Below are 22,350 nucleotides of genomic sequence, written 5' to 3' on the forward strand. Positions count from 1 at the left end.
CCCCGGTCCATCGGATCGGCTATAGCGGGCGGTGATGCTCAACCCCGCATTCCTCCTGCCGCTCGGCGCCTATTATGCCGAGCCGCCGCCCGAGCCCGATCTGCCGATCGAGATCCGGACGATGCTGGAGGAGGCGATGGCGTCGGGCAACGACAACGATGTCGCAACGATCGTGCGCTATGCGCGCAAGGCGGCGCCGAAACATTCGCAGAAGATCGCCGAACTGGCGTCGCACTATACGTTCGAACGGTCGGAAAAGACCGAGAAGCGGCTGCGCACCGCATCGTTCGGCGCGCTGGTCAAGGGGCGGGCGGAAGTCGGCGGGTGGATCAACGGCGGCAATTCGGACAGCCTGGGCGTGACCGCGATCCTCGATCTGTCGCGCGAGGGATATCGCTGGCGCCACAAGCTGAAATTGCAGGCGGATTACCAGGAAACCAACAACATCCCGACGCGGGAACATTATCTCGCCGCGTTCGAACCGAACTACAAGGTCGACGACCGGCTGTATGTCTATGGCGCGGCGCAGTATGAATCGGACAAGTTCTTCGGCTATTACGACCGGTATTCGGCGTCGAGCGGCGCGGGCTATACCGTGGTCGCCAAGGGGCCGGTGACGCTCGACCTCGAACTGGGTCCGGCATTCCGCTATACGTCGTTCACCACCGGCGAGGCCGAGCGCAATCTGGCGGCGCGCGGGTCGGTCGATTTCGACTGGCGGATGACGCCGGCGCTGACGCTGCGGCAGGATACCTCCGCCTATCTGCAGGATGCGAACAGCACCGTCACCAGCATGACCGCGGTCGATGCCAAGCTGCTGGGGCCGCTGTCGGCGCGGCTGTCGTACAACATCCAGTTCGAAAGCCGCCCGCCGGTCGGGCGGGTCAACACCGATACCACCGGGCGGGCGTCGCTGGTGTACGCGTTCTAGGACCGATCGACATTCAGCGAACTGGAGCGCCATTCAGCAGGATCAGGAGCCTTTCTGGTTCACGTACCCCCGCGCAGGCGGGGGTCCAGAGCCACGAATGTCGTCCTGCCGTTACTCTGGACCCCCGCCTGCGCGGGGGTACGGCCTGAATGTCGATCGGCCCTATAGCCTGGGCGATCTGCCTCGAAACGTCGCCCCAGCAAAGGCTGGGGCCTCGCGCGGCTCCTGCAGCGCGTTTCAACCGGGAGATCCCAGCCTTCGCTGGGATAACGTCTGGTTCAAACGAGGTGGGTCATGCTCGACGACAGCGCACGACTCACTCCTCGCCATCCACAAGAGGTTCCGTTTGATACCATATCCCTCTAGGACAGGGCGATGGACAGGATAGACGGGCACGAACGCCGGGCGATCGACAGGATCGACGGCACGGCCATGCTGACGCAGGTCGAACGATGGGTGGCGGTGAACAGCGGGACGCGCAACGTCGCCGGGCTGGACGCCATGGCCGCGCTGCTGGCGGATGCGTTCGCCGCGTTGCCGGGCGAGGTGACGCTGGTCGATCCCGATCCGGTGGAGGCGGTCGATGCCGACGGCACGGTGCGCGCGATCGACCATGGACGGCACCTGCTGGTGCGGGTCCGGCCGGACGCGCCGGTGCGGATGCTGTTCACCGGGCATATGGACACGGTGTACGGCGCCGACCACGCCTTCCAGACGATGCGCTATGTCGATGCCAGCACGCTGAACGGTCCGGGCGCGGCCGACATGAAGGGCGGGCTGGCGGTGATGCTCGCCGCGCTGAAGGCGGTCGAGGCGGGCGGGATCGGCGATCGCTTCGGCTATGACGTGATGATCAACTCGGACGAGGAGACGGGGTCGTTTTCCTCCGCGCGGCTGATCGAGCGGGTGGCGCAGGACAAGGTCGCCGCCTTCACCTACGAACCCGCCTTGCCCGACGGCACGCTGGCAGGCGCGCGGGGCGGCACCGGCAATTTCTCGATCGTGGTCACCGGGCGCAGCGCCCATGCCGGGCGCAATCCGGAGGAAGGGCGCAACGCGATCGTCGCCGCCGCCGATATCGCGCTGCGCCTGAACGCGGCGCGGGGACCGCGACTGGCGGTCAATCCGGCGCGGATCGATGGCGGCGGGCCGAACAACGTCGTGCCCGATCATGCCGTGCTGCGCGTCAATTTCCGCCCGCACGGGGCGGACGAGATCGCGCGCGCCCGGTCGCAGATCGACGCGGCGGTGGCGATGGTCGCGGCGTCCCATGAGGTCGAGATCGCGGTGCATGGCAGCTTCAACCGCCCGCCCAAGCCGATCGACGCCGGCGCGGCGAAACTGTTCGCGCTGGTCCGGCAGGTCGGCGCCGACCTGTCGATCCCGATCGCGTGGCGCGATACCGGCGGGGTATGCGACGGCAACAACATCGCCGCATGCGGCGTGCCGGTGATCGACACGATGGGGGTGCGCGGCGGCGCGATCCATTCGGCGCAGGAATATATGATCGTCGACAGCCTGGCCGAACGCGCCGGCCTGTCGGCACTGGCGATTGCCCGTATTGCGGGCCAGGGGGGATTGTGACGTTTCGAATCCGTGCGGCGCGCGAAAGCGACCTGAAATATCTGTACGAAATGGCCAAGCTGACCGGCGGGGGCTTCACCAACCTGCCGCCCGATCGCAGCGCGCTGACGACCCGGCTGGAACGCAGCGCGGTGGCGTTCAGCCATGAGGAGGATAGCCCACGTGACGAAGTGTTCGTGCTGGTGCTGGAGAATATCGACACTGGCGAGGTGCGCGGCACGTGCCAGGTGTTCACCAAGGTCGGGCAGCGCTGGCCCTTCTATTCCTATCGCGTCGCGACGCTGACCAAGCATAGCGAGGCGCTGGGCCGTACCTTCCGCGCCGACATCCTCAATCTCGTCAACGATCTGGAGGGGGCGAGCGAGGTCGGCGGACTGTTCCTGCATCCCGGCGAACGGGCCGGCGGGCTGGGACTGCTGCTCGCGCGGTCGCGCTACCTGTTCATCGCACGGCACCGCGGGCGCTTTGCCGACCGGGTGCTGGCCGAGTTGCGCGGGATCATCGACGAGGCGGGCGGTTCGCCGTTCTGGGACGGGGTCGCGGGCAGATTCTTCGGCATGACGTTCCAGGACGCCGACCAGTTCAATGCGATCCACGGCAACCAGTTCATCGCCGACCTGATGCCGCGCCACCCGGTCTATATCGCGATGCTGCCCGAGGCGGCGCGCGGGGTCATCGGCCTGCCCCACCCCACCGGCCGCGCGGCGATGCGGATGCTGGAGAACGAAGGCTTCGCGTACGAGAATTACGTCGACATCTTCGACGGGGGGCCGACGATGACTGCGCGCACCGACCAGATCGCGACGGTGCGCGACCGCCGCGACCGGCAGGTGGTGGCGATCGGCGAAGGCGGCACGCCATCGCTGCTGGCGACCGGACGGCTGGCCGAGTTCCGCGCGTGTCTGGCGGAGACGACGGTGCGCGACGACGGCATCGTGATCGATGCGGCGGCGGCACGGGCATTGGGCGTGGATGTCGGTGATACAGTGTCGCAGGTGGGACGGTGAGCATGCGCGAGATCAATTTCGACGGGATCATCGGTCCCAGTCATAATTATGCGGGACTGAGCCACGGCAACCTCGCCGCGACGCGCAACGCGGGCGAGACGTCGCGACCGCGCGCGGCGGCGTTGCAAGGGATCGCGAAGATGCGCGCGAACCTCGCGCTGGGGCTGACCCAGGGCATCCTGCTGCCGCATCCGCGGCCGGATCACGCATGGCTGGCGGCACTGGCGAGCGATTATGCCGCCGCCCCGCCCCATCTGCAGGCGCAGGCGCTGTCGGCGTCGGCGATGTGGGCGGCCAATGCCGCGACCGTCTCCCCCGCCGCCGATTGCGGCGACGGGCGCTGCCACCTGACCGTCGCCAACCTCGTGACGATGGCGCATCGCAGCCACGAATGGCCCGCGACGTTGCAGCAGTTGCGCACCGCCTTCGCCGATCCGGCGTTCGCGGTGCATGGCCCGGTCCCCGCGCCGTTCGGTGACGAGGGCGCGGCCAATCACATGCGGCTGTGCGAGACGCACGGCGCGCCGGGTGTCGAGGTGTTCGTCTATGGCGTGGCCGGCGGTCCCTTCCCCGCCCGCCAGCACCGCGACGCCAGCGCGGCCATCGCGCGGGGGCATGCGCTCGACCCGGCGCGGACGCTGTTCGTGCGCCAGTCGGACGAGGCGATCGCGGCGGGGGCGTTCCACAACGACGTCGTGGCGGTCGCCAACGAGCGCGTGCTGTTCGCGCACGAGCAGGCGTTCCACGATCGCGACGGCTTCTTCGCCGACCTGCGCGGCGCGATTCCGTCGGTCGAGATCGTCGAGGTGCCCGCCGACCGGGTCAGCCTGACCGATGCCATCGCGTCCTACCTGTTCAACGCGCAGCTGGTGACGCTGCCGGACGGCGGCGGCATGGCGCTGATCCTGCCGGCCGAAGCGCGCGAGACGGCGGGCGTGTGGGAATGGTTGCAGGAACTGGTCGCGGGCAACGGGCCGATCCGGCGGCTGGAGGTGGTCGATGTGCGCGAATCGATGGCCAATGGCGGCGGGCCGGCGTGCCTGCGGCTGCGGGTCGTGGCCGATCCGGCGACGATCGACCCGCGCTTCCTGGCCGACGCGGCCAGGCTCGACCGGATCGCGGCGGTGGTCGAGGCGCATTGGCCGGAGCGGATCGCGCCGGGAGAGCTTGGCGATCCGGCGCTGACCGCGCGGATCGAGGCGGCGCGGCGCACGCTGCTCGAAGCGCTCGACCTTGTCGGGTTAATTGACAGGTAACCATGTTCCGGGCGGCAGGAACCGCCGAAAACCGCCAATGGTACGTATTTTGCGTGTTTTCGGACCATGCTGACCCGGATCAAGAACCTGTTCACGATCAAGTCGAAGTTCGAGGCGTATCTGGTCATCTATGGCCTGGGCGTCGGGGCGGTCGAACGCGGGTTTCATTACATCGAGCAATTTCCGGGGATCGGCGGCCAGTTGCTGTTCGCCGTCTGCCCGATCGCGGTGTTCATGGCGGGCACGCGCATCCTCGACTCCATCGACGCGGAGCGTGCGGAGCGCTAGGGCGACCCATGCCTCGCGAAATTACCGCCTATTCGAACCCGATGGTGAAGGCCGCCCGAACCTTACGGGAAAAGCGCCATCGCCGCGACCAGCGCCGCTTCCTGGCCGAGGGGCTGCGCATCCTGACCGAGGCGCGCGAGGCAGGGTGGCTGCCCGCCGAACTCTATTTCGCGAGCGATGCGCCGCATCCGCTGCTCGAAACGCTGATCGACGAGACCGAGGCGTCGGGCGGCATCGCCATCGCGACGACGGTCGACATCCTGTCGAAGCTGTCGGGCAAGGACAATCCCGGGTCGGTGGTCGGCGTCTATGACGAATTTTCGACCGACCTTGCCGGGATCGACCGGCGCAACGCATCGCTCTGGCTGGTCGCCGAACGGCTGCGCGATCCGGGCAATCTCGGCACGATCCTGCGCACCGCCGATGCGACCGGGGCCGGCGGGCTGATCCTGATCGACGAATGCGTCGATCCGTTCTCGGTCGAGGCGGTCCGGGCGAGCATGGGGGCGATCTTCACGGTCGCCGTGGCGCGGGCCGACTGGGCGACGTTCCGGGACTGGCTGCGCGCCGGGCCGGGGACGCTCGTCGGGCTCAGCCTCGATACCGAACAGGATTATCGCGCGGCGACCTATCCCGACCCGACCTTCCTGCTGACGGGTAACGAGGCGCAGGGAATGCCGGACCATATGGCCGCCGAATGCGACCTGCTGGTCAAGATCCCGATGCTGGGCAAGGCCGACAGCCTGAACGCGGCGGTCGCGACGGCGGTGATGGCGTACACCGTGTTGGGGCAGCACCGGCCCTGAACCTTTGCCGGCGCGAGGAATTGAGCGGGCATGAGCCGACCGACCTTCGCCGCCCTGCCCGCCGCCGAACCGGAGGCGCTGGAGCACCCCAGCATCGTGCTGTTCGGGGCGGGCGAGGCGACGCCCTATGACGATGGCGAGCCGAGCCATTCGGCCGATGCGCCCGCCGCGATCCGGGCGGCGTCGCTGGCGTTCGCGCGGCAATTGTCGCAGATCGATTTCGACCTGGGGTTCACGCCCTTTCCGGACCCGCACGACACGCGCGGCGTGGTCGATATCGGCGATATCGACACCCGACCCGAGGATGCGGCCGGCAATCGTGCGCGGATCGAGGCGGCGACGCGGGCGGTGCTGGCGGCGGGGGCGGTCCCGATCGTGCTGGGCGGCGACGATTCGGTGCCGATCCCGTTCACGGCCGGGTTCGACGGGCACGGACCGCTGACCGTCGTACAGATCGACGCGCATGTCGACTGGGGCGACGATATCCGCGGCGAGCCGCTGGGATACGGATCGCCGATGCGGCGGCTGGCGGAGATGCCGCACGTCACGGGCATGGTGCAGGTCGGCGTGCGCGGGCTGGGCAGCGGCGGCGCGTGGCAGATCGAGGATGCGCGGAACTGGGGCAGCCGGATCGTCACCGCCTACGACCTGATCCGCGGCGGGATCGCTGCGGCGATCGATGCGGTGCCGGCGGGCGGGCGGTATCTGGTGTCGATCGACTGCGACGGGATCGATCCGGCGGTGTTCCCGGCGGTCGCGATGCCGACGCCCGGCGGATTGCGGTATGAGGAGGTCGTGCTGCTGCTGACCGCACTGGCGGCGAAGGGCGCGATCGCCGGGCTGGTGCTGGCGGAATATGTGCCGGCACGGGATGATCCGCAGCGGCTGTGCGCGGGGATGGCCGCGCGGATCGTCGCGGTGACGATGGGGCTGGTGTTGGGCGATAGCGGGCGGACTCCGCCGCGGCCAAGCAAATCGCAGAAGAAGAGCGGAACCGCACCCATCGAGCGTGGCGTACCCCGGCGAAGGCCGGGGTCCAGTTACGGTACTGATTGCGTTTTTGGCACCGGTGTTACCCAACTGGGCCCCGGCCTTCGCCGGGGTACATCCAGCGTTCGGGGAAGCGTGACATCACGACACAGCGCTACTCGGCCGCCGTTTCCTCTGCCGCCGCCGCATCATCCGCCTCGGTCCGATCCTCGACCGCCTCTTCGGCCGCGGCGATGGCAACCGCCAGCTTGGTCAGCGGGCGCGGCGACTGTTCAACGACGGGCAGCGGGTCGATCGACTTGCCGCCGGTGTCGATGTTGAGCGCCTCGAACCGCTTGGCCGAAGTCATCACCTGTGATTCGAGGCTGCCGACGAAGGCGTTGTAGGCGGTATTCGCCCCTTCGAGGTTCTTGCCGAGCTTGGCGACATGGTCGCCCATCTTCGCCAGCCGGGCGTGCAGTTCGCGACCCAACTGGCCGATCTGGCGCGCCTCGCCGGCCAGCTTTTCCTGCCGCCACACCGCCGCGACGGTGCGGGCGATGGCGATCAGGTTGGTCGGGGTCGCGATCAGCACGCGGCGGTCGAAGGCATAGTCCCACATCGTCGGATCATGTTCGAGCGCGGCGGCGAGAAAATGTTCGCCCGGCACGAACATCACCACGTAATCGGGCGTATCCTCGAACTGCGACTGGTAGCTCTTGGCACCCAGCGCGTTGACGTGGTTCTTCATCGACGCGACGTGGGCGGTCATGAACGCGGCGCGCTCGACCTCGTCGACCGCGCCGTGCGCGTCCTGATAGGCGTTGAGCGACACCTTGGCATCGATCACCAGGCTCTTGCCGCCGGGCACCTTGACGATCGCATCGGGGCGCAGCCGGCCCTCGCCATGGTCGACCGACACCTCCATCTGGAAATCGGTATGTTCGGCAAGGCCGCAGGTTTCGAGCACGTTGCGCAGCTGCTGCTCGCCCCAGCGGCCGCGCGCCTTGGGCGCGGAGCGGAGCGCATTGACGAGCTTGGCCGCCTCGCTCTTCACCGATTCCTGCCCGATGCGCATCGCGTCCATCAGGCCCTTCAGCGTGCCATACGCCTCCTGCCGCTCGCCCTCGACCTTGGTCATGCTGGTTTCGTAGCGCTTCAGCGTCGCTTCGACAGGCGCGAGCAGCGCCTTGAGCTTCATCTCGTTGGTGTCGCCGGCCTGCGCGAAGCGTTCGTTGGCGCGTTGCAGGAACGCCTTTTGCGCGCCATCGAGCATGACCTGCGCGGTTTCGCGGAACTGGCCGGCCATCGCCTCGCGCGCGTCCTTGAACTCGGCCAGCCGCTCCTCGAACGCGGCGGCGTTGGCTTTCAGCGCGGCGTGATCGAGCAGCAGCGCGTCGCGATCGCCGCGGATTTCGGCCAGTTCCTCGCGCAGCGCCGGCACTTCCTTGGCGCGTTCCGTGGCGAGCGCGAGGTCGGCGATCGCCTGCTTGAAATCGCCCTCGCGGCTGTCGCGTTCCTCGCGCAGCATCTGGACCTGCCGGCTGCCCATCAGCCAGCCAACCGCCAGCCCCGCGAGCAGAACGGCGGCGACGATGACGATGACGAGCGGGTCCATGCGATACTCCGGGAGGAACGGACCCGGAACCTACCCCCGGCCTTTCCGACGGGCAAGGTGACGGGGGTTCGGTTCGTCGCGTTGGGAGCGGGGTGCCACGCTATGGGGCGTCACCCCGGCGCAGGCCGGGGTCTCTCGCGGTTGGCGTTACGTGCTGTCACCGGGAGACCCCAGCCTGCGCCGGGGTGACGCTTGTTGCGGCGGCCGTTACGCCGCCTTGCGCGCCTTGTTCAGCTTCTTGATGACCATGTCGCGCTTCAACCGCGACAGGTGGTCGATGAACAGCACGCCGTTCAGATGGTCCATCTCGTGCTGGAGGCAGGTCGCCATCAGCCCGTCGAGCCATTCGTCGTGCGCCGCGCCGTGCTCGTCCAGCCACGTCACGCGGCAGCGCGCCGGGCGGACGACGTCGGCATATTGTTCGGGGATCGACAGGCAGCCTTCCTGATAGGTCGACAGTTCCTCCGACACTTCCTCGATCACCGGGTTGACGAAGGCGTGCGGCGCCTTGACCGGCTTGCCCTCTTCATCCTCCTCGTCCTGCAGGTCGATGACCAGCACGCGGCTGGGCACGGCGACCTGGATCGCGGCGAGGCCGATGCCGGGCGCGTCGTACATCGTCTCGAACATGTCGGCGATGAGGGTCTTTACCTCGTCCGTCACGCCCTCGACGGGTTCGGAGACGAGGCGGAGGCGGGGATCGGGAATTTCGATGATCGGAAGAATAGCCATAGCGGCTGGGTAGGTAGCATATTTTGGCCGGTCAAGCGACCGGGCGTCGCGCGCGCAGCGCCTGCGCCAGCGTCCCCTCGTCGAGATAGTCGAGTTCGCCGCCGACCGGCAGGCCGTGGGCGAGCTGGGTCAGGCGCACCGGATATTTCTCGATCCGCTCGGCGATGTAATGCGCGGTCGTCTGCCCCTCCAGCGTGGCGTTCATCGCCAGCACGACCTCGTCGATGCCGCCCGCCGCGACGCGGGCGACGAGCGAATCGATGGCGAGGTCGTCGGGGCGCACCCCTTCCAGTGCCGACAGCCGGCCGCCGAGCACGTGGAAGCGGCCGGGGAACAGCCGCGCGCGATCGAGCGCCCACAGGTCGGCGACCTCCTCCACGACGCACAGCGCGCGGTCGTCGCGGCGCGGATCGGTGCAGATCGCACACGGATCGGTGGTGTCGACATTGCCGCAGGTCGAACAGGTCGCCAGCGTCCGCGCCACCCGGTCGAGCGCGATCAGCAGCGGGTCGAGCGCGGTCTCGCGCTTCTTGACCAGATGCAGCACCGCGCGCCGGGCCGAACGGGGGCCGAGACCGGGGAGGCGGGAGAGCGCCTGGGTCAGCGCGTCGATTTCGGGAGAGGCCATCGCCACCCAAGATAGGGGGTTGCGCGCGCCGACGCCACGGTGTCGAGAGGGGCGATGCGGATCATCTTCATGGGCACCCCCGACTTCGCGGTGCCGATCTTACAGGCGCTGGTCGATGCCGGGCACGACGTCGTCGCATCCTACAGCCAGCCGCCCCGCCGCGCGGGCCGGGGCAAGGCGCTGACCCCCTCCCCCGTCCAGCGGCTGGCCGAATCGCTCGGGATCGAGGTGCGCACGCCCGAGCGGCTGCGCGACCCGGCGGTGCAGGCGGACTTCGCCGCGCTGGACGCGGATGTGGCGGTGGTCGCGGCGTACGGGCTGCTGTTGCCGCAGGTGGTGCTGGATGCGCCGCGACTGGGGTGCCTGAACGTCCATGGATCGCTGTTGCCGCGCTGGCGCGGGGCGGCACCGATCCAGCGCGCGATCCTCGCCAGCGACGCAGAAACCGGCGTCGGCATCATGCAGATGGCGGCGGGGATGGATACCGGTCCGGTGCGGCTGGAAGGGCGGACGCCGGTTGGCGCGAAGACCGCAGGCGAACTGGCGCAGGAGTTGAGCGCGATGGGCGCGCGGTTGATGTTGCAGGTGCTGGCCGACCCCGAGGCCCATCCGCCGGTCGAACAGTCGCACGACGGCGTGACCCATGCCCCCAAGATCGACAAGGCCGAGGCGCGGCTGCACTTCGATGGCGGCGCGGTCGATGCCGAGCGGCAGGTGCGTGCGTTCCATCCTGCGCCGGGCGCGTTCTTCGAGTTGAACGGCGAGCGGGTGCGCGTGCTGGCGGCCGAGGTGGTCGACGGCGTTGGCGGGCCGGGCGACGTGATCGACGATGCGCTGACCATCGCCTGTGGCGAACGGGCGCTGCGCCCGACGCTGGTGCAGCGGGCCGGGCGCGGGGCGATGACGCCGGCCGAATTGCTGCGCGGCTTCCCGATCCCGGCGGGGTCGCGGCTGGCATGACGCGGTTCGCGTTGCTGGTCGAATATGACGGACGACCGTTCGTCGGCTGGCAGCGCCAGTCCGAGGGCGCAAGCGTGCAGGGCGCGATCGAGCGCGCGCTGTTCGAGGTCACCGGCGAGACCGCGGCGGTCCATGCCGCCGGGCGGACCGATGCCGGGGTTCATGCCACGGGGATGCGGGCACATGTCGACGTCGCGAAGGCGATCGCGCCGTTCCGGTTGATGGAGGCACTGAACGCGCGGTTGCGGCCCGATCCGGTGGCGATCCTCGATTGCGTCGCGGTGGCGGACGACTGGCATGCGCGCTTCTCGTGCGTGCGGCGGGCGTATGCGTATCGCATCGTGTGCCGACGGGCGCCGTTGACGCACGAGCGGGGGCTGGCGTGGCGGGTGCCGCAGCCGCTGGGTACCGACGCGATGGCGGCGGGCGCGGCGCGGCTGGTCGGGCGGCACGACTTCACCACGTTCCGGTCGGCGCATTGCCAGGCGGACAGCCCGCTGCGCACGCTCGACCGGCTGGACGTCGTCGCCGATGGCGAGCGGATCACCATCCATGCCGCCGCGCGGTCGTTCCTGCACCATCAGGTGCGCTCGATGGTCGGCTGCCTCGCGACGGTCGGGCTGGGCAAGCGGACGCCGGATGAGCTGGCCGGCATTCTCGCCGCACGCGACCGGGCCGCATTGTGGCTGAATGCGCCGCCCGACGGGCTGTTCTTCGTGGGGGCGGAGTACCCGGTCTGAGCGCCAAAGGTCACAAAAGTCACACTCGTGCGCAATCGGCGCATAACGCGGTCTGCTCCGTTCCCCGCGTCGCACCGGCATGGCAGAGTGGCCGGCTGTAGGAAAGTCAGCGCACCAGCCGCGCGACCAGTTCGACATGGGTCGACCAGCGGAATTGCCCGACCGGCTGGACCCAGTCGATGCGATATCCGGCCTGACACAATGTCTTCGCATCGCGCGCGAAGCTGCTGGGATTGCAAGAAACATAGGCGATCACCGGCACCTTCGCCGCCGCCAGCGCCGCCGCCTGTTCGCGCGCGCCCGCGCGCGGCGGGTCGAGGATCACCGCGTCGAACCGGTCGAGTTCGGCGGGCGTCAGCGGTCGGCGGAACAGGTCGCGGTGATCGGCGACGACCGGGCGACCGGCACGCGCCGCGGCAAGCTTCAGCGCCATGATCGCCTCGCGTCCCGCCTCACCGGCATAGGTGCGCGTGCGGCTCCCGCGCGACAGGGTGAAGGTGCCGAGGCCGGCGAACAGGTCGGCGACGATGCCCGCGCCTGCAACCGCCTCGTCGACCGCCGCGATCAGCGCGGCTTCGCCGTCGCCGGTCGCCTGCAGGAAGCTGCCCGGCGGGAACGGTACGGGCACGCCGCCCAGCGTGATCGTGACGGGCTCGGGTTCCCAGCGCGCCTCCGCGCCCATGCCGTCGTCGATCGACAGGCGGGCGAGGCGCTGATCCTGCGCAAAGGTCGTCAGCGCCTCGGCAGCGGCGAGGCCTTCGGCGATCTGGCCGATCAGCAGGACGTCGACGCCCTGATCGACCCGCGCGAGGTGGATGTCGGCGCGGGTGCGGTCCTTCAGCGCGGTCGCCAGCAGCCAGCGCAACGGCGCGATCGCCGCGAACAGGTCGGGCAGCAGGACATGGCATTCGCGCACGTCGACGATGCGGTGGGTGCCGCTTTCGGTGAAGCCCAGCGTCACCTGCCTGCCCCGACGGTCGGCATGCAGCGTCGCGCGACGGCGGGTCTGCGGTGCGGACAGGATCGCGGGGCGAACCGGAGCGTCGAGCGATTGCGACGCCAGCGCGCCGCGCACGCGATCGGCGACGAAATCGGCTTCGCTGGACAGATCGAGATGCTGGAGCTGGCACCCGCCGCATTCGGGGAAATGGCGGCAGGGCGGCGCTGCGTGGTGCGGGCCGTGCTCGATCGAACCATCGGGCAGCAGCCGGTCGCCCGGCGCGGCGAGCGGCACGTGGACGCCATCGCCGGTCACGCCTTCGCCCCGCGCCGCCACGCGGACGATCACGTCGTCGTCGGTCAGCGACATTCGGCGATCGCCGGTCCGAGGTGATCGATCAGCGCATCGGCGACGAACGCCGGCCCGGCGAGATGGGCCGCGCGGCCGGGGAGCCACACCGCCTGGCGGGCGGCATCGGCCCCGCCGGGGCGCAGCCGTGCGGCGAGAATGCCGGCCAGCACGTCGCCGGTGCCGGCGGTCGACAGCCATGACGATGCATGGGGGGCGACGGTAACGGTGCCGTCGGGAGAAGCGATCACGGTATCGGGGCCTTTGTGGACGATGGTCGCGCGCGCCTGTAGCGCAGCTTGCACCGTCCGGTCGATCTTGTTGCCGTCGCGCTCGCCGAACATCCGGGCGAACTCGCCGCCATGGGGTGTGAGGAAGGTCGCCGCAGTGCGGGCGGCGACGCGGTCGATGCCGGCGGGGCCGAGCAGCGAGAGCGCGTCGCCATCGATCACCAGCGGCGCCGCGCAGGCAAGGGCTGCGGCGATCGTGCGGGCGGCGTGGTCGTCGCGGCCAAGGCCCGGACCGACCAGCACCGCCGCGAGCCGTTCGTCGGCGAGCAGCGTGGGCAGCTCGTCCGCCGCGCGGTGGACGAGCGCGTCGGGGCCGCCCTGCGCCGCGTCGCCGGCCAGCACGACATAGCCGGCCCCTGCCGACAGCGCAGCGCGGGCGGCGAGGCGTGCCGCGCCGGGCATCGCGCCCGACACGATCGTCACCAGACCCCGGCTGTACTTATGCGCGGCATGGGCCGGGGCGGCGATGCGGGGCCGCGCGATGGTGCGGGGCGCTTCGGGCAAGGGAAGGTCGAGGTCGGCGAGCAGGACGTGGCCGCAACGCGCCACCATGTCACCGACGACATGCGCGGGCTTGAGCGCACCGAGCGCGACCGTCAGGTCGGCGCGTCCGGCACCGGCGAAGCGGTGGACCGCGTCGCTGTCGAACCCGCTCGGCATGTCGATGGCGATGGTGAAGGCATCGTGGGACAGCTGCGCGAGCCGGGCAGCGATGGCCGGGTCGAGCGGGCGGGACAGGCCGATGCCGAACAGGCCGTCGACGAGGATCGGACGGGGTTCGACGGTGTCGAAATGCTCGATCGGCCGGCCCCATGCGGCGCGCATTCGTTCGGCCACGCCATGGCTCCGCACCGGCAAGGCCGCGACCGCGACGTCGAGGCCCCACTCGCACAAAAGCCGTGCGATGACAAAGGCATCGCCGCCATTGTTACCGGGGCCTGCGAGCACCAGTACCGGCCGGCCGAAGGCGATCCGGCGCGCTTCGCGGGCAACCGCCAACCCGGCGCGTTCCATCAGCGCGGCCTGATCGACGCCGCTCGCAAATGCGGCGGCCTCTGCCGCGCGCATCTGTTCGGCGCGCAGGATCGGCGCGTCGCCGGGGAATACCGTCATCGTGCGACGGGACCGACCGTCGCGGGCAGGCGATAGCGCGCGCCGCCGATCGCGACCTCGATCCGGCTGTCTCCGATCACGGTGACCTGCGCCGCCTCCGATCCGTCGGCGGCGACTACGCCGCGACCGTCGCGGGTGATACGCAACCGGTGAAAGCCGCCGCTCGGCTGGCGCAGCGTCAGAACGGTTTCGGCGCCGTCCGCCATGCGTTCGATCGTGCAGTCGGCGGCAAAGGGCGCGGCGGGATCGGCCGCGCATTCGATCCGGCCGGCATCATCGGCGGCGGCGCGTTGCTCCGCCTCGACATTGGCGAGGACGTCGGGATCGGGACTGCGGTCGCAACCGGCGAGCAGGAGCGCGGGGAGGAGGAGCAGGCGGGGGGCGAATCCGGTCATCAGGGGGCGATACCACAGCCGCTCGCTATCGTATCCCCGCCTGCGCGGGAATACGGCAAAGGGCGAGCGGTCCTCAGATATCGGCGTAGACGTGCCGCTCGGCCCTGGCACCCGGATGGGTTACCGCACCCTGCCACGCCGGGCCGACCGTCTGCGAATAGCGCCACAGCGCGCCCGCCTGATAGTCGTTGACGCGCGGCTGCCACTGCGCGCGGCGGTCGGCCAGCACGTCGGCAGGTACGTCGAGGTCGATCGTGCCGGCTTCGGCGTCGATGGTGATGATGTCGCCATCCTCGACCAAGGCGATCGGGCCGCCTTCGGCCGCTTCGGGACCGACATGGCCGATGCAGAAGCCGCGCGTGCCGCCCGAGAACCGGCCATCGGTGATGAGCGCGACGGTTTCCCCCATGCCGAGGCCGTAGAGCGCGGCGGTGGTCGACAGCATCTCGCGCATCCCCGGACCGCCCTTCGGCCCTTCGTAGCGGATGACGAGGACGGTGCCGTCCCTGATCTCACGCTTCTCGACCGCGGCGAAGGCGTCTTCCTCGCAATCGAACACGCGTGCCGTTCCGGTGAATTGCAGCCGCTTCATGCCGGCGACCTTCACGATCGCGCCATCGGGGGCGAGTGTACCGCGCAGGCCGACGACGCCACCGGTCGAGGTGATCGGCGTCTTCACGTCGTAGATCACCTTCTGGTCGGGGTTCCACGTCACCTCGTCGATGTTCTCGCCCAGCGTCTTGCCGGTGACGGTCATGCAGCTGCCATCGAGCAGGTCGTTCGCGAGCATCGTCTTCATCAGCATGTAGACGCCACCGGCCTCGTACATGTCCTTGGCGACGTACTTGCCGCCGGGCTTGAGGTCCGCAACGTAAGGCGTTGACTTGAAAGCCTCCGCCACGTCGAACAGATCGAAATCGATCCCCGCCTCGTTCGCCATCGACGGCAGGTGCAGCGCGGCGTTGGTCGAGCCGCCAGTCGCCGCCACGACGCGCGCGGCGTTGATGAACGCGGCGCGGGTGGCGATGTCGCGCGGACGCAGGTTCAGGCGGACCAGTTCCATCACCTGCCTGCCCGCCGCGATCGCGATCTCCTCGCGACTGCGATAGGGCGCGGGCACCATGTTCGAATTGGGCAGCGACAGGCCGATCGCCTCGCCGACGCACGCCATGGTGTTGGCGGTGAACTGGCCGCCGCAGGCGCCATGGCCGGGACAGGCGACCTTTTCGAGCGCGGTCAGGTCGTGCAGCGGACAGGTGCCGGCGGCGTAGCGGCCGACCGCCTCGAACACGTCGACGACGGTCACGTCGCGATCCTCGAACCGGCCGGGCAGGATCGACCCGCCATAGACGAAGATCGACGGCACGTTGAGGCGCAGCATCGCCATCATCATGCCGGGCAGCGACTTGTCGCACCCGGCAAAGCCGACCAGCGCGTCGTAGCAATGGCCGCGCACCGACAGTTCGACCGAATCGGCAATGACCTCGCGGCTGACCAGCGAGGATTTCATCCCCTGATGCCCCATCGCGATGCCGTCGGTCACGGTGATGGTGTTGAACCGGCGCGGCATGCCGCCACCCGCCACCACGCCTTCGCGCGCGGCATCCGCCTGGAAATCCAGCGTGGTGTTGCACGGCGCGCTGTCGTTGCCGGCGGACGCCAGCGCCACGAACGGCCTGGCGATATCCTCCTCGGCGATGCCCATCGCGTAATAATAGGAGCGATGCGGCGCGCGTTCGGGGCCGACGGACACGTGGCGGCTGGGCAGCCGCGATTTGTCGAAAGTCTGGGTCATGGCGACAGCCTATTGCGCAGGCGAGGCTTCCAACGCAAGTCCGTTGCGCACTGCGGCAATCATCATGGTCAGGACACCACACCAGCGCGCCACGCCCGCCACGTCGCCGATCAGGTCGTTGCGGATTTCGACCGACAGCGATGGAATGCCCTGCCCCTCGGCATGGCGGTCCAGCGTCGCGTTGAGGATGCGGCCGGAATACGGCTCCTGATCGCCCGTCACGATCTCCTGCGTACGGAGCCAGTCGATGGCGAGGCGGGCGGCGCGGTCGTCGCGGCCGTAGAGGATGCCGGCCTCCCATGGCCGCGCGATGCCGTCGGTTTCGAGTGCGGGCGTGAAGCTGTGGATCGCGACGATCAGCCGCGGGCGGTCGCGGCGGACCTGTGCGCGGATCGCGGCATGATAGGGCGCGTGGAACCGGGCGATGCGCGCTGCCCGGTCGGCGCCGACATTGGCGGGGATGGCGTGGCCGTCCGATAGCTCCGGAATCAGCCCCGGATGATCGCTCTGGCGATGCAGGTCGATCACCAGCCGCGATACGGTGCCGAGGATCGCCGGGGCATCGAGCGCCTGCGACAGCGCGCGGGTCAGCAGCCCGGCGCCGATATCGACGCCAACATGGAGGGTCAGCAGGTGCGGCGGGATGGCGATATCGTCCGGCACCCACGCCGACGCATGGTCGCATAACAGCAGCAGGCCGGTGTCGCCGCCGGGGAGATGGTTGGCGCTCACCGGAACACCGGCGGACGGCGCTCGCGGAACGCCGCAAGCCCTTCGCGCAATTCCGCGCCGTCGAACGCGGCGTCGAAGCGCGCTTCGCCGCCGGGAACGCCGTCGATCGCCTGTTTCAGGCCGCGCACTGCCTGCGGAGCGTTGGCGGCGATCCGCGTCGCCAGCGTGCGGGCATCGGCCAGCGGGTCGCCGCTGCGCTGGTGGACCAGCCCGAGGGCGAGCGCGGCATCGGCATCGATCGTATCGCCGCCGTAGAGCAGCCGCGCGGCATGGCCCCGCCCGACCGCCGCGACCAGCCGGGCGACGTCGGCGGGGGGATAGAGGATGCCGAGCCGCGCCGGCGGGACTGCGAAATGCGCGCCATCGCCGGCGATGGCGATATCGCAGGCGAGCATCAGCGCAACGCCCGCGCCGAAGCATCCGCCATCGACGGCGGCGACGACCGGCATCGGCAGCGCGGCGATCCCCTCGATCGCGGCGGAAAGCTGCGCGCGAAACGCGGTGCGGCGCGCAGGGTCGCGTTGCAGGTCGGCGAATTCGGCAATATCGGCACCGGCGCAGAAGATGCCGCCCTCGCGCGAGGCGAGGATGACGGCGCGGACGTCGGCGACGGCGAGACCGGCGACCCGGTCGGCCAGCGCGCCCCAGCCGCCGGTGGGCAGGGCATTGCGCGCCGAACCCCGCGCCAGCCATACGGTCGCGATATCGCCATCGACGGTGCAGTCGGTCATGGCAGCGGAGTGGGCGGCGTCCGAAGAGACCGCCCACGGACGATCCGCTCCCGGCGTATGATCCGCTGATGATCCTCTACAAGAACCATGCCGTCCGCCCTGTACAGAGGGCGCGGCACCGACCTGTTCCGCATCGGGACGCGCGCCTGTCACGCGAGTGCCGTTTCGAGACACCACCAGCCGGGCTGCGTGGCGTGGAGGGTGGCGGCCGCGGCGGCGCGGTCCTCGACCCGGTCGAACAGCGCGAAGCAGGTCGCACCCGATCCCGACATGCGGGCAAGCGTCACGCCATCGGCCGATGCCAGCGACGCCAGCACCGCGTCGATCTCCGGCGCGAGCGACCGTGCGGGCGGTTCGAGGTCGTTACGCCCGGCGAGCGCGATCGCCAGCGCATCGCCATCGGGCAACGCGCCACGATCGATCCGGTCCCATGCGGCAAAGACCGCGGCGGTCGACACGCCGACGCCGGGGTTGACCAGCAGCACCGGCAGGCCGGGCGCGTCGATCGGCGTCAGCCGCTCGCCGCGCCCGCGCCCGATCATCGTGCGCCCGGCGAGGCAGGCGGGCACGTCCGATCCCAGCCGCGCGGCGATCGCGAACAGCTCCGGGTGGTCGGGCGCTATTCCCGTCAGCCGCGCCAGTCCGCGGAGCGTCGCGGCGGCATCGGCCGATCCGCCACCGATGCCGGAGGCGACCGGAAGGTGCTTGTCGAGCACGATCGACAACGGTTCGCCCGGACCGAACGCGGCACGAAACGCGTCACGCGCACGGGTGACCAGATTGTCGCCCTCGCCGCTCAGTCCGCCGGCGAACGGACCGATGATGGCGAAGCCGTCGCGCTCCGCCGGGGTAAGGCGCACCGTGTCGCCGTCGCGGACGAAAGCGAACAGCGTCTCCAGTTCGTGATAGCCGTCGTCGCGCCGCGCACGGACGTGCAGCGCGAGGTTCAGCTTGGCGGGGGCGGGTTCGACGATCATCGCGTTCAGCGATGCGACGAAGCGGGACCGTTCGCAAGCTTGCTCGCCAGCCGTTGTGCCACGGCGCCCTCCGCCGCGACCGATGCCGCCGCCCAGGCATAGCGTGCCTCGACCCGGCGACCGGCGGCCCAATATACGTCGCCGAGATGCTCGTTGATCTCGACATCGTCGGGCGCCCTTCGCACCGCGCCCTCGATCAGCGGCAGCGCGGCGGCGATGTTGCCGGCACGAAAGCGCGCCCAGCCGAGCGAATCGGCGATCGCCGGGTCCCTGGGTGCCAGCGCATGGGCGCGTTCGAGCATCCGCGTCGCTTCCGGCACATTTTCGCCATGATCGACCTGTGCGTAGCCCAGATAGTTGAGCGCGACCGGTTCCTGCGGCCCCAGTTCGACCGCACGGCGCAGCATCGGCAGCGCGCCGGCCCAGTCGCCCGACTGGTCGAGTGCTGCGCCGCGTTGCAGGTACAGCGTCCAGTCCGCCCCCTGCCCCGCCTGCGCCAGCGCACGGGCATAGGTCTGCGCGGCGGCGGCTGCCTCGCCGGTTTCGAGCTGGAGGTCGGCATAGCGGCGCAGCGTCGCGGTCGCAGCACCGGGGCGTTCGGCCTGGGTGCGCGCCAATGCCAGCGCACCGGGCAGGTCGCCGGCACGTTGCAGGATGACGATGCCCAGCGCGTTGGCGCTGCCGGCGAACGGATCGCCTGGCCGGATCGCCGCCAGCACCGCCTTCGCCGCCGCGATCGCATCGTCGCGGGCGAGCGCGTCGGCCAGCGCGATGCGCGCGCGCGAATAGGTCGGGTCGAGCAGCAGCGCCGAGCGGGCGAGCATGATCGCAAGCGATTCGGTACCCTGCGCCGACAGGTCGCCGGCCATGCGGGCGAACAGGCGCGACACGCCGAACCGCGCGTCGCCCTTGCTGCCGCGGCCCAGCGTCTCGGCGGCACGGGCGAGCACCGGGTCGTCGCCCGCCAGCAGCGCACGGGCGGTATCGCGCTCACCGGCACGGACGAGCAGCTGCGCGGCGTTCAGCCGGAAATCGGCGTCGCCGCCGGTCGCGGTCAGCAGCGTGCGGGTGGCGGCGATACCCTCGCGCGTCTGCCCGGTCGCCAGCAGGCGCAGCGCGGCGTTCTCGGCGGCATAGCGGCGCGGGATCGGGCCACCATCGACCGCGACCGGCGGCGCGGGCAGGTCGACCCAGCTCGCCAGCAACGGGCCGAGAAACCCCAGCGGCGATTCCGCCAGCCGCGCGAGCGCCGCGCGCTGCGCCGCCGTGTCGCGCGCGATCACCGCGTCGCTGAAGGCGAGGATGTCGAGGTCGGGCGGCGCGACGTCGGCCGCGCGCAGGACCGCGCCGGCCCGCCGTGCGAGCGGCAGGTCGCCGCTGGCCAGCGCCTGTCGCAGCGCGCGGACGGCGATGACCGGATCGGCGGGTTGCGCCGCCAGCGCCTCGGCATAGCCCTGTGCCGCAACGGTGACCGCGCCATCGGCGTCGGCGGCACGGGCCCGGACATAGGCGGCCAATGGGGTGGCAGGCAGGGTGGCAGCTGCCGACGCCGGTGCCACCACCAGCGTCGCCACGATCGTTCCCAGGCTACATATTCGGATAATTCGGTCCTCCGCCGCCTTCCGGCACGACCCAGTTGATGTTCTGAGTCGGGTCCTTGATGTCGCACGTCTTGCAGTGGACGCAGTTCTGCGCGTTGATGACGAATTTCGGGCTATCCGTCTCTGCCCCCACGATTTCATATACGCCCGCCGGACAATATCGTTGCGCGGGCTCGTCGTAGAGCGGCAGGTCGTATTCGACCGGGACGTTCGGGTCCTTCAGCGTCAGGTGGACCGGCTGGTCCTCCTCGTGATTGGTGTTCGACAGGAACACCGACGACAGCCGGTCGAAGCTCAGCACGCCGTCGGGCTTGGGATAGGCGATCGGCTGCACCTGATCCTTGCGCCACAGGCTTTCGTGATCGGGATGGTGGCCCATGGTGAACGGCATGCGCACCCCCCAATGTTCCGCCCACATCGTCGCATTGGCGATGCCCGAGCCGACGAAATCGCCGAATTTCTTGACCAGCGGCACGACGTTGCGGACCGTGCGCAGCTCTTCATATACCCAGCTCGCCTCGTACGCGGCGCTATAGGCGGTGAGTTCGTCGCCGGTCCGCCCGTCGCGGACCGCGGCGAACGCGGCTTCGGCGGCCATCATCCCCGATTTCATCGCGGTATGGATGCCCTTGATCCGCGGCACGTTCAGGAACCCGGCCGAACAGCCGACCAGCACCCCGCCGGGGAAGGTCAGTTTCGGCACCGACTGCCACCCGCCGTCGTTGATCGCGCGCGCGCCGTACGACACGCGCTTGCCGCCCTTCAGGATCGCGGCGATCGCTGGATGCGTCTTCCACCGCTGCATCTCGTGGAACGGCGACAGATACGGGTTGGAATAGTTCAGCCACGTCACGAAACCCAGCGCGACCTGCCCGTTCGCCTGATGGTACAGGAACCCGCCGCCGTTGCTCCCACGCGTTTCGCTCAGTGGCCAGCCCTGGGTATGGATCACGCGGCCGGGCACGTGGTTTTCGGCGGGTATGTCCCACAATTCCTTGATACCCAGCCCATAGACCTGCGGCTGGCTGTCCTTTGCCAAATCGAAGGTGCGGATGATCTGCTTCGACAGGTGCCCGCGCACCCCTTCGGCAAAGAAGGTATACTTGGCGTGGAGTTCCAGCCCCGGCTGCCAGTCGGGCTTGTGCGTGCCGTCGCGTGCCACGCCCATGTCGCCGGTCGCGACGCCCTTCACCGAACCGTCGTCGTGATAGAGGATCTCGGCGGCGGCGAAGCCGGGAAATATCTCGACGCCCAGCCCCTCTGCCTGTTCGGCCAGCCAGCGGCACATATTGCCCAGCGACCCGGTATAGGTGCCGGTATTCTGCATGAACGGCGGCAGGACGCGGTGCGACACCTCGCTGCTGCCGGCTTCCGACAACAGCCAGTGGTGGTTCTCGGTCACCGGAACCTCGGCCATCGGGCAGCCCATGGTCCGCCATTCGGGCAGCAGCTCGTCCATCGCCCGCGGATCGAACACCGCGCCCGACAGGATATGGGCGCCGACCTCCGACCCCTTTTCCAGCACGCAGACGGCCAGTTCGCCGCCCGTCTCGGCCGCCATCTGCTTCAGCCGGATCGCCGCGGACAGGCCGGCAGGCCCTGCGCCGACGATCACGACGTCATAGGGCATCGATTCCCGTTCGCTCATTCGTCCATCCTCATCCCGCCATCCTCATCCCGGGCGTCGCTCGGCCATACTCGTCGCGTGGGCGACACGCCCTGTCCCCGGGAGTGATTTGGGCAGATTGACGGGGAGGTCAAGGCAGTGGCTTAAAGGCGCCATGGGGGCGGACCAGCATATCCAGTGGCATGATGCGGCGGCCAGCGCGCTCGAATGGTGGCAGGATGCCGGCGTCGACACGCTGGTCGAGGACGAACTGCGCGACTGGTTCGCGACCCCCGCCCCGCC

General features: G+C 69.7%; 20 protein-coding genes and 1 pseudogene. 9 read left to right on the plus strand and 12 right to left on the minus strand.

The genetic code is table 11. The annotated features are described in order from the left end of the window. Positions 1-34 precede the first annotated feature (34 nt). The 7 genes and pseudogenes from QLH51_RS09760 to QLH51_RS09790 form a co-directional block, all read left to right on the plus strand. Positions 35-931 (plus strand): DUF481 domain-containing protein, encoded by an 897-nt coding sequence (locus QLH51_RS09760; RefSeq protein ID WP_125658410.1) that lies wholly within the window; start codon positions 35-37, stop codon positions 929-931. 375 nt (positions 932-1,306) lie between these two features. After that, a complete protein-coding gene (locus tag QLH51_RS09765) occupies positions 1,307-2,515 on the plus strand; it encodes a hydrolase (protein WP_206429059.1) in 1,209 nt (402 codons plus the stop codon). Further along, positions 2,512-3,522, plus strand: coding sequence for an arginine N-succinyltransferase (locus QLH51_RS09770; protein WP_125658407.1), 1,011 nt, complete (start codon positions 2,512-2,514; stop codon positions 3,520-3,522). The genes QLH51_RS09765 and QLH51_RS09770 overlap by 4 nt, the downstream gene beginning before the upstream one ends. A gap of 2 nt (positions 3,523-3,524) precedes the next feature. Beyond that, positions 3,525-4,778 (plus strand): N-succinylarginine dihydrolase, encoded by a 1,254-nt coding sequence (locus tag QLH51_RS09775; RefSeq protein WP_206429058.1) that lies wholly within the window; start codon positions 3,525-3,527, stop codon positions 4,776-4,778. Between the two features lie 66 nt (positions 4,779-4,844). After that, a complete protein-coding gene (locus tag QLH51_RS09780; RefSeq protein ID WP_125658401.1) occupies positions 4,845-5,066 on the plus strand; it encodes a hypothetical protein in 222 nt (73 codons plus the stop codon). Between the two features lie 8 nt (positions 5,067-5,074). Further along, positions 5,075-5,872 carry a TrmH family RNA methyltransferase gene (locus tag QLH51_RS09785; RefSeq protein WP_125658398.1) on the plus strand — a complete coding sequence of 266 codons (798 nt, stop codon included), beginning with the start codon at positions 5,075-5,077 and terminating at the stop codon, positions 5,870-5,872. Positions 5,873-5,902: 30 nt separating this feature from the next. Continuing rightward, positions 5,903-6,781: pseudogene (locus QLH51_RS09790) on the plus strand (arginase family protein); the annotation flags it as partial. A 235-nt stretch (positions 6,782-7,016) separates the two neighbouring features. On the opposite strand, the gene rmuC reads toward QLH51_RS09790, so the two are convergent. From rmuC to recR, 3 genes are all read right to left on the minus strand, one after another. Further along, positions 7,017-8,459, minus strand: a complete 1,443-nt coding sequence (gene rmuC / locus QLH51_RS09795; RefSeq protein ID WP_125658393.1) for a DNA recombination protein RmuC — start codon at positions 8,457-8,459, stop codon at positions 7,017-7,019. Positions 8,460-8,666: 207 nt separating this feature from the next. Beyond that, complete coding sequence (gene def, locus QLH51_RS09800; protein ID WP_125658390.1) at positions 8,667-9,191, minus strand: peptide deformylase; 525 nt, start codon at positions 9,189-9,191, stop codon at positions 8,667-8,669. 31 nt (positions 9,192-9,222) lie between these two features. Further along, positions 9,223-9,819, minus strand: a complete 597-nt coding sequence (gene recR / locus QLH51_RS09805) for a recombination mediator RecR (RefSeq protein ID WP_125658387.1) — start codon at positions 9,817-9,819, stop codon at positions 9,223-9,225. A 54-nt stretch (positions 9,820-9,873) separates the two neighbouring features. Between recR and fmt the strand changes: the two genes are divergently transcribed. Continuing rightward, on the plus strand, positions 9,874-10,779 hold the full coding sequence (gene fmt / locus QLH51_RS09810; protein ID WP_125658384.1) for a methionyl-tRNA formyltransferase: 906 nt from the start codon (positions 9,874-9,876) through the stop codon (positions 10,777-10,779). Beyond that, complete coding sequence (gene truA, locus QLH51_RS09815) at positions 10,776-11,519, plus strand: tRNA pseudouridine(38-40) synthase TruA (RefSeq protein ID WP_125658381.1); 744 nt, start codon at positions 10,776-10,778, stop codon at positions 11,517-11,519. The genes fmt and truA overlap by 4 nt, the downstream gene beginning before the upstream one ends. A gap of 106 nt (positions 11,520-11,625) precedes the next feature. Here truA and QLH51_RS09820 read toward each other — a convergent pair whose 3' ends face one another. From QLH51_RS09820 to QLH51_RS09860, 9 genes are all read right to left on the minus strand, one after another. Continuing rightward, positions 11,626-12,828, minus strand: a complete 1,203-nt coding sequence (locus tag QLH51_RS09820; protein WP_125658378.1) for a class I SAM-dependent RNA methyltransferase — start codon at positions 12,826-12,828, stop codon at positions 11,626-11,628. Then, on the minus strand, positions 12,819-14,210 hold the full coding sequence (locus QLH51_RS09825; RefSeq protein ID WP_206429057.1) for an NAD(P)H-hydrate dehydratase: 1,392 nt from the start codon (positions 14,208-14,210) through the stop codon (positions 12,819-12,821). Before QLH51_RS09825 ends, QLH51_RS09820 begins: the two co-directional genes overlap by 10 nt. Then, complete coding sequence (locus QLH51_RS09830; RefSeq protein ID WP_206429056.1) at positions 14,207-14,605, minus strand: hypothetical protein; 399 nt, start codon at positions 14,603-14,605, stop codon at positions 14,207-14,209. The genes QLH51_RS09825 and QLH51_RS09830 overlap by 4 nt, the downstream gene beginning before the upstream one ends. Before the next feature lie 73 nt (positions 14,606-14,678). Beyond that, a complete protein-coding gene (gene ilvD / locus QLH51_RS09835) occupies positions 14,679-16,400 on the minus strand; it encodes a dihydroxy-acid dehydratase (RefSeq protein ID WP_125658375.1) in 1,722 nt (573 codons plus the stop codon). Positions 16,401-16,409: 9 nt separating this feature from the next. After that, positions 16,410-17,132, minus strand: a complete 723-nt coding sequence (locus QLH51_RS09840) for an N-formylglutamate amidohydrolase (RefSeq protein WP_206429055.1) — start codon at positions 17,130-17,132, stop codon at positions 16,410-16,412. Continuing rightward, positions 17,129-17,863: an enoyl-CoA hydratase/isomerase family protein gene (locus QLH51_RS09845; protein ID WP_125658372.1), complete on the minus strand. Its 735-nt coding sequence runs from the start codon at positions 17,861-17,863 to the stop codon at positions 17,129-17,131. Before QLH51_RS09845 ends, QLH51_RS09840 begins: the two co-directional genes overlap by 4 nt. 149 nt (positions 17,864-18,012) lie before the next feature. Next, complete coding sequence (locus QLH51_RS09850; protein ID WP_125658369.1) at positions 18,013-18,840, minus strand: 4-(cytidine 5'-diphospho)-2-C-methyl-D-erythritol kinase; 828 nt, start codon at positions 18,838-18,840, stop codon at positions 18,013-18,015. A 5-nt stretch (positions 18,841-18,845) separates the two neighbouring features. Then, the gene (locus QLH51_RS09855; RefSeq protein ID WP_206429054.1) at positions 18,846-20,414 is read right to left on the minus strand and encodes a tetratricopeptide repeat protein; all 1,569 of its coding nucleotides are present in this window, start codon (positions 20,412-20,414) and stop codon (positions 18,846-18,848) included. Positions 20,415-20,427: 13 nt separating this feature from the next. Next, entirely contained in the window at positions 20,428-22,089 is a 1,662-nt protein-coding gene (locus tag QLH51_RS09860; RefSeq protein WP_125658366.1) for an electron transfer flavoprotein-ubiquinone oxidoreductase, read from the minus strand. Between the last annotated feature and the right edge of the window lie 261 nt (positions 22,090-22,350).

The sequence above is a fragment of the Sphingomonas sp. 2R-10 genome (genome assembly GCF_030062225.1).
In the GTDB taxonomy this organism is placed as follows: domain Bacteria; phylum Pseudomonadota; class Alphaproteobacteria; order Sphingomonadales; family Sphingomonadaceae; genus Sphingomonas.